Here is a 403-nt window from a genome sequence, read left to right on the forward strand (position 1 = left end):
AATCTCAGCTTGCACTACAGATAAAAACTTTCCTTTAAAAGTAAGCTTTACCCCTACTAAGTTTAAATACGATCATAGTTTTGATCCTAAGGAAGGGTTGGAAAAACAAAGCAATAATATAACAGAATTAAAAGAACCTATATTAAGACTTCATTATAAAAGTGATCGATTTCAAAAAGATAATTTACCTGTCTATAATCTTTTACTTAATAGCGAAAGAAAAGAACAAGACAAAGCTTTAGATGAATTAAATATAGATCAAAAAGATTTAAAAGATATAGAAGATATAAATATCCTTAATCAATTTAGGAAAGATTTTAGTAAAAATCATGAATTTAAACAATTAAATCTTAGCTTTGATACTAATTTAATCAAACTTTATTTTATTATCCCTAAAAATATC

1 pseudogene is annotated in these 403 nt (G+C 24.1%); it reads left to right on the plus strand.

The window, feature by feature from the left end:
* Positions 1 to 403, plus strand: a pseudogene (locus tag CQA75_RS09025) (hypothetical protein); the annotation flags it as partial.

Origin of the sequence: Campylobacter taeniopygiae (assembly GCF_005406225.1) — a bacterium.
Taxonomy (GTDB): Bacteria; Campylobacterota; Campylobacteria; order Campylobacterales; family Campylobacteraceae; genus Campylobacter_D; species Campylobacter_D taeniopygiae.